Annotated in this window: 8 protein-coding genes; 4 read left to right on the top strand and 4 right to left on the bottom strand. The window is 45.2% G+C overall.

Annotation, left to right across the window (positions count from 1 at the left end; all coding sequences use genetic code 11):
• Positions 1–153 precede the first annotated feature (153 nt).
• Positions 154–663, top strand: a complete 510-nt coding sequence (locus P0Y67_RS22120; protein ID WP_446728870.1) for a helix-turn-helix domain-containing protein — start codon at positions 154–156, stop codon at positions 661–663.
• Between the two features lie 442 nt (positions 664–1105).
• On the top strand, positions 1106–1507 hold the full coding sequence (locus P0Y67_RS22115; RefSeq protein WP_342393616.1) for a response regulator: 402 nt from the start codon (positions 1106–1108) through the stop codon (positions 1505–1507).
• Between the two features lie 87 nt (positions 1508–1594).
• Here P0Y67_RS22115 and P0Y67_RS22110 read toward each other — a convergent pair whose 3' ends face one another.
• Both P0Y67_RS22110 and matP read right to left on the bottom strand, forming a co-directional pair.
• Positions 1595–1903 (bottom strand): DUF3634 family protein, encoded by a 309-nt coding sequence (locus P0Y67_RS22110; RefSeq protein ID WP_027252211.1) that lies wholly within the window; start codon positions 1901–1903, stop codon positions 1595–1597.
• A gap of 46 nt (positions 1904–1949) precedes the next feature.
• Positions 1950–2402, bottom strand: coding sequence for a macrodomain Ter protein MatP (gene matP, locus P0Y67_RS22105; protein ID WP_027252210.1), 453 nt, complete (start codon positions 2400–2402; stop codon positions 1950–1952).
• Between the two features lie 236 nt (positions 2403–2638).
• On the opposite strand from matP, the gene P0Y67_RS22100 reads away from it, so the two are divergent.
• Together P0Y67_RS22100 and fabA are read left to right on the top strand one after the other, a co-directional pair.
• The gene (locus tag P0Y67_RS22100) at positions 2639–4351 is read left to right on the top strand and encodes a Lon protease family protein (RefSeq protein ID WP_342393617.1); all 1713 of its coding nucleotides are present in this window, start codon (positions 2639–2641) and stop codon (positions 4349–4351) included.
• 68 nt (positions 4352–4419) lie between these two features.
• Entirely contained in the window at positions 4420–4935 is a 516-nt protein-coding gene (gene fabA / locus P0Y67_RS22095; RefSeq protein ID WP_027252208.1) for a bifunctional 3-hydroxydecanoyl-ACP dehydratase/trans-2-decenoyl-ACP isomerase, read from the top strand.
• Between the two features lie 127 nt (positions 4936–5062).
• On the opposite strand, the gene rmf is transcribed toward fabA, so the two are convergent.
• Together rmf and P0Y67_RS22085 are read right to left on the bottom strand one after the other, a co-directional pair.
• Positions 5063–5236, bottom strand: coding sequence for a ribosome modulation factor (rmf, locus tag P0Y67_RS22090; protein ID WP_027252207.1), 174 nt, complete (start codon positions 5234–5236; stop codon positions 5063–5065).
• 165 nt (positions 5237–5401) lie between these two features.
• A partial coding sequence (locus tag P0Y67_RS22085) for a DUF3466 family protein (RefSeq protein ID WP_342393615.1) occupies positions 5402–5858 on the bottom strand: 457 nt, incomplete at its 5' end.

Below are 5858 nucleotides of genomic sequence, written 5' to 3'. Positions count from 1 at the left end.
AACCCCTTTCATATAAGCGCTTACTAAATTAGGTGTTAATAAAATCGTTTAACATAACCTAATCATAATGCGTACTGAATGTAATAAACCAAAGTTAAAATGTCCTGTTTTACCTATCTTAATTCACATCTGTTTGGTTGATGTGAGCTTTAAATGATGTTGGTAACTATGAATGACAAAGAGATTTTAAAATTTGGTGCTATCCGAGATGTTTGTGAAAAACGGATCCGTCGTGCAGATGCTGCCCGTGTTCTTTCCCTTAGCGTTCGTCAAGTTCAGCGACTCGTAACACGCTTTCGACAACATGGTGTTGCGGCCATTGTTCATCAACGCCGAGGCCAATCCTCGAGTAATCGAATAAACCATTTAGTGAAACTTCGATGTCTGACGTTGATCCGTGAACATTGGTCCAACACTTGCTCACGAAAACTTACTGAACGCCATGATATTCACGTTTCAGTTGAAACGCTCCGCCAATGGATGATCGCGGATGGTCTTTGGGTTCCCCATGCCAAACGTAAGCCACGCGTCTACCAGCCTCGTCATCGTCGTGATTGCCTGGTGAATTGGTTCAAATTGACGGCTCCCACCATGACTGGTTCGAAGGCCGCAGCCCTAAATGTTGTTTACTGGTTTACATCGATGATGCCACTGGCCGCCTGATGAACCTGCGCTTCAGTGACACTGAATCGGCTTTCGATTATTCTGCGCCAACAGTTCGCAAGCCAAAGGCCGCATTGAGTGTGCAAATAAAAACGTTACAGGATCACTGAATAAAGTGAATGTGTCTCAAAGTATCAATACTATTAAAAAAGCTAGCTAGCTCCCCGACTTCATCATCGATTTCAACTGCCGTTTTGCCAAGCCTTCGCGGTATCCGAAAGACATGCGCCGGCCTTCAAATGCCGACATTCAATCTAATTAGCTTTATTAAGTCGTTCTCGAATTTGTTTTATCTCATGGTCGAGTTTGATATTTAAAGTCAGATGGTAAGTTATAGTGCATTAAAATGTATGTTCTTGAGCTCTTTTGCTGGTATGTCAGTAAATTCTTATCTAATATCAATGAGGACAAAAACACATAATAATTAGATGGATGCCGGAACATGAAAAGTATTCTTATCATTGAAGACAACAAAGTGATGGCACAAATTTTAGCCCAGCTGTTAAGAAACAGTATACAACCCAAAACATTGCTTCATGCCAGTTCCATTGGCCAGGCTGAGGCCATATTCATGAAATCCAGGCTCTTAGGTCATGCATTGGATTGTGTCTTCTTAGACTTAAACCTCAGCCTACCTTTGGATGGCCTGTCGTTGCTGAGCCAAATAAAGCAGGAACACCCAGACTTGCCTGTTATCGTTGTGACTGCAGAAAATGAAATGGAAACGGTGAAAAAAGTTATCTCGCATAAGCCTGATGGCTACATTGTAAAACCCCTATCGATGCAAAAGCTCAATCAATGTTTAGCCAAGGTATCAAATTTTCAGTTGGATATTGAAAAGTAAGCAGGATTTAGCAGAACTGTGTCTGCTCTGCATAAAGTTATGGTGCATTAGGATTGCAATGATAGCCTGCTCCTGGCAGGCCTGAACCTAGGCTTGCCGCCGGCCTGATTTCTTGTTGTTGGAAGAAAACGGAAACACGTTGTGAATCTTTTGCTTCACTTTTGCTGGAACATCTTTCGAGAAAACCAGCTTTGTCGTAAACCTATTCTTATAGACCTTGATTTGCCCACTGAATGGCTCTCGATGAGCAATATCTTTACACCCATGTAAGAATCCACTGGGGACATTCCCCTTTGTCTGTTTCAACTCACCGTGCTCGAATTTTAACATCATTACTGGGCGGTCCTTAAAAACCAGGATCAGCACAGCAACTGCCAGCAAAAGAACATATTCCATTGTCTTATTCCTCAAACAAACAGCGCATGATATTAGGTATAGCGAATCAGTCGAGTTGAAGCAATTTACTTAAGTCTTGTTTTATGTCCTGTACCTTTTTATTGGCTTCCAGGGACTTGGTGCTTTCACTCAACAAATACTCAATAGTGTCAGATAAGGTACAGTCCAGCTCTTTCGACTTATCGGCCAGCTTCTCCCAGACACGATAATCCAGATCAATAGATTTTTTGCGTGTGTGGACCTGCTCAGCATTGAAGTGGCGTTTCCGCTTCGCACGTATCGCCTGCTTCATTTTATTTTCAAGCTCGGGAGACATGTGATGACCGATCCAATCCAGCACTTTAGTTGGTTCGTGTTCTATCTCAAGTAATGATGCCACGGCGGCCTCGGCCTCACTGGTATCAATATGCCGCGTAACGGCTTCCCCTTCCTTGTACTTCTTTACCAGGTAGCCCCACTTCCAGCCAGCCTCAAGGTTTTCTAATTGCTGATATTTCATAATCGACGCTTATTTGGGTATGTAAAGTCTACAATTAATAGAGAGTGACAGTGTAACTAGATCGATAGTGAAGCACAATAGCACATTGATTTAGAAGCATGTCTCCCTCTTTGAAGGAACGCCTTTTGGCTGATTCTCATCCGAATCGCAGGATAATCCATGCCTGTTCTATTATGCGGACAACGATTCCTTTATACTGCTGTCTTTTTCACAGTAACGGAAATTATATCAAGCCTATGCAAGAAGAATCCTGGCGTACCATGCTCCCAGATTACACTCAGTATGAGCCAATTCTGGACCAGTATGCACAACTCCCCCCTGCACCGACAGGCATTTTACAAGATCGCCTGAGCGATGCCGTACGCCGATTCACAGCAGTTGATATCCAGCCCAGATTATTAAGAATTACTGCACCAGACAACAAAGTTTATCGCGACTATATCATTGATCTGCTGATGCATTGGGATTCAGCAGGTAAAAGTCCGTCTGATGAGTCTCCTATTGTAATAGCGGGTGACAACGTCACAGACATCAATCTGTTTGGGGCCGTGTATCCACCTTTAGAGGATGGCAAATTAACGAAACCTCAGGTTAAGCATGGTCTGCTTCACCAAGCCAACAATGGTTACTTAGTATTGTCTGTTGCCAGTATTCTTGCCAACCCAAGCTTATGGCCAAGGCTCAAAGCGGTACTGATGAATGGCGAACTGGAGTGGCAACCCGTTACTCAGAAGAAATTTTACCCCTTGCCACCGGCAGAAGCACTGAATGTAAAATTAGTCGTGGTTGGTGACAGATTCTTAATGGCAGAACTGGAAAATGCTGAGCCTGACATCGCTTCTGGTTTTAGTATGTATGGTGAGTTTGAGCAGGATATGCGCCTTACTCAAGACAGTCTGCCAAAATATTTAGCCTATCTGAAGTCTCTGATTGAAAAAGCCGGAATACCCGACATGGCGGACAACGACGCATTGAAACTATTGATGCGTACCGGTGCTCGCCATGAAGAAGATCAAAACCGTTTACCGCTTTGCCCTATCTGGCATTTAAGTCTGCTATGTGAAGCAGCAATAGAATCCCAGGGTAAATCGATAACAGCCGAACACTTGCAACAGTCACTGAAAGCCAGAGAATACCGCAGTTCATACTTGCCAGAGAGAGCCATCGAGGATATCCATCACGGCCAGGTGATTATTAACTGCCATGGCAATGAAATCGGCCAGGTTAATGGTTTAACAGTTGTTGAAATGCCTGGCCACCCTGTCGCTTACGGCGAGCCAGCCCGAATATCCTGCGTGGTTCACTTTGGCGATGGCGACATTTCAGATGTCGAACGCAAGGCTGAACTGGCCGGCAATATTCATGCTAAAGGTATGATGATCATGCAGGCCTTTGTCAGTACCGCCCTTGACCTTGACCAGCCGCTGCCGTATTCGGCCTCTATCGTTTTTGAACAGTCTTACAGTGAAGTAGATGGCGACAGCGCGTCTTTAGCAGAACTGTGTGCTTTGGTGTCCGCCCTTTCTCAACAGCCCATCAATCAGCAAATCGCCGTTACAGGGGCTGTCGATCAATTTGGCCGTGTACAAGCAGTCGGCGGGATTAACGAAAAAATCGAGGGATTCTACAAGGTTTGCGCCTATCGGGGTCTAACCGGCCACCAAGGTGTCATCTTGCCGAAAACAAACCTGAGTAACCTGTGTCTTTGTGATGAAGTCCTAGATGCAATTAAAGACGGTAAATTTCATATCTGGGCCGTAAATAGTGTGGATGATGCGCTACCTTTACTGACAGGTAAATCTTTCCGTCGAGACGAAAGTAATCAAGAAAGCGATGAAGATACACTCTTAGATGTCATCGCTATACGTATAGCGCACTTCCATAGCGGTCATAATGACGAAGGCTCAGGTTGGTTGACTAAAATGAAAAACTGGTTGGTCCACCACTGATCCGAGTTGTTAGGCGTACAGGTGTAAGCTAAATTGCCCCAATAATTTCAAAGAGAAAATAGCATCCAATGAAGAAATGCAATTCTTACAACCGTGACGATCTCCTCGCTTCCAGCCAAGGCCAATTGTTTGGTCCTGGCCGTCCTCAATTACCAGCACCTAACATGCTGATGATGGATCGTATTGCTGAAATCACTGATGAAGGTGGTGAGTTTAATAAAGGCTTCATCATTGCTGAACTGGATATCAAACCTGATCTTTGGTTTTTTGACTGCCACTTCCCTGGCGATCCCGTCATGCCTGGCTGCCTGGGTCTGGATGCAATGTGGCAACTTGTTGGCTTCTTCCTTGGCTGGATTGGCGGTGAAGGTAAAGGCCGTGCTCTGGGCGTGGGTGAAGTGAAGTTCACGGGTCAAATCCTGCCTACAGCCAAAAAAGTCACTTACGAGATCCAAATGAAGCGCGTTATCAACCGCAAGCTGATTATGGGTGTTGCTGACGGCCGAGTGCTGGTTGACGGCAAGGAAATCTATGTTGCTAAAGATCTGAAAGTCGGCTTGTTTCAAGACACGTCAAACTTCTAATTCAAGTTAGCGCTATAGCAATGACAGAAAGGTCGCACACGCGACCTTTTTTGCGCGTCTGCGGCAGATAAAGTAAAGCCCCTCTCCAAAGGGGCTCTGTATGGTTAGGGATATGAGGGTGAAGGTTTTATTTTGCGCGGCCAGATTGCAATTCTTCTCTCGCGTCTCGCCAGCCACCTAGCCAGTTCATACGGGCGTCCACAGTTTGATATGGACATGCGTCACTGGAACGACCATTAATGCCAGCTTGATAGCCTCGAGATTGTGCGCGTTCCATACGATCCCGCTTTTGTCTCTTCATAGTTCGATCCTCATCCTTATTCATATTAATCATTACCGTTACATAATGATGGAGTTTTTGTGACTCCATCTTAAGGATTGGATATTTAGCCGAAGAGATCAACCTTCATAAAAAATCAGGCTCACAACTTGTGAGCCTGATTAAAAATCGAACAATTTTGACAAATTACTTTCTGCGGCGTAAGCCCAGTAGCACCATAAGTGACAGCGTCACTATGCCAATGGAGCCCCCTTTGCGGCTGACACTACTTTCATCATCGCTTCTTGGCTGCACTTGAGCATCAACGCGAGGAATCAGCTTAACGGCAACTAAACGTTCGTCCCCATCACACTCCGCATTCTTGCTGAGCGACTTATACCCAGATTCACACTTCAGCGCTGTTGCAGAGATAACGCCCGCATCATTAATGCCTGTAGCCTGAGCGATACGGAACTGGTTCGCATCACCGTTGATATTATCATCATTGGTTAAGTCATCCAGCATCCAGGTTGACTTCACCGGCAGTGCATCAGTGACAGCGTCACTACCTGACAGATAGGTGAAAGCACGCTGACGGCGTTGCCGGCCGTTAACCTGGTTGACCGTCTCTGCGTCAACCCAACCGACAATCTGATCACTATTG

Origin of the sequence: Photobacterium sp. SP02 (assembly GCF_038519165.1) — a bacterium.
Classification (GTDB): domain Bacteria; phylum Pseudomonadota; class Gammaproteobacteria; order Enterobacterales; family Vibrionaceae; genus Photobacterium; species Photobacterium halotolerans.
Note: the sequence above shows the minus strand (reverse complement) of the source record. Positions and strands in the feature narration are given on the sequence as shown.

Bases quoted from the DNA above. Each gene is read 5' to 3' on its own strand.
- P0Y67_RS22115 (WP_342393616.1), top strand. From the start codon at position 1,106: ATGAAAAGTATTCTTATCATTGAAGACAACAAAGTGATGGCACAAATT.
- matP (WP_027252210.1), bottom strand. From the start codon at position 2,402: ATGAAATATCAGCAATTAGAAAACCTTGAGGCTGGCTGGAAGTGGGGC.
- P0Y67_RS22100 (WP_342393617.1), top strand. From the start codon at position 2,639: ATGCAAGAAGAATCCTGGCGTACCATGCTCCCAGATTACACTCAGTAT.
- P0Y67_RS22110 (WP_027252211.1), bottom strand. From the start codon at position 1,903: ATGGAATATGTTCTTTTGCTGGCAGTTGCTGTGCTGATCCTGGTTTTT.
- rmf (WP_027252207.1), bottom strand. From the start codon at position 5,236: ATGAAGAGACAAAAGCGGGATCGTATGGAACGCGCACAATCTCGAGGC.
- P0Y67_RS22120 (WP_446728870.1), top strand. From the start codon at position 154: ATGATGTTGGTAACTATGAATGACAAAGAGATTTTAAAATTTGGTGCT.
- fabA (WP_027252208.1), top strand. From the start codon at position 4,420: ATGAAGAAATGCAATTCTTACAACCGTGACGATCTCCTCGCTTCCAGC.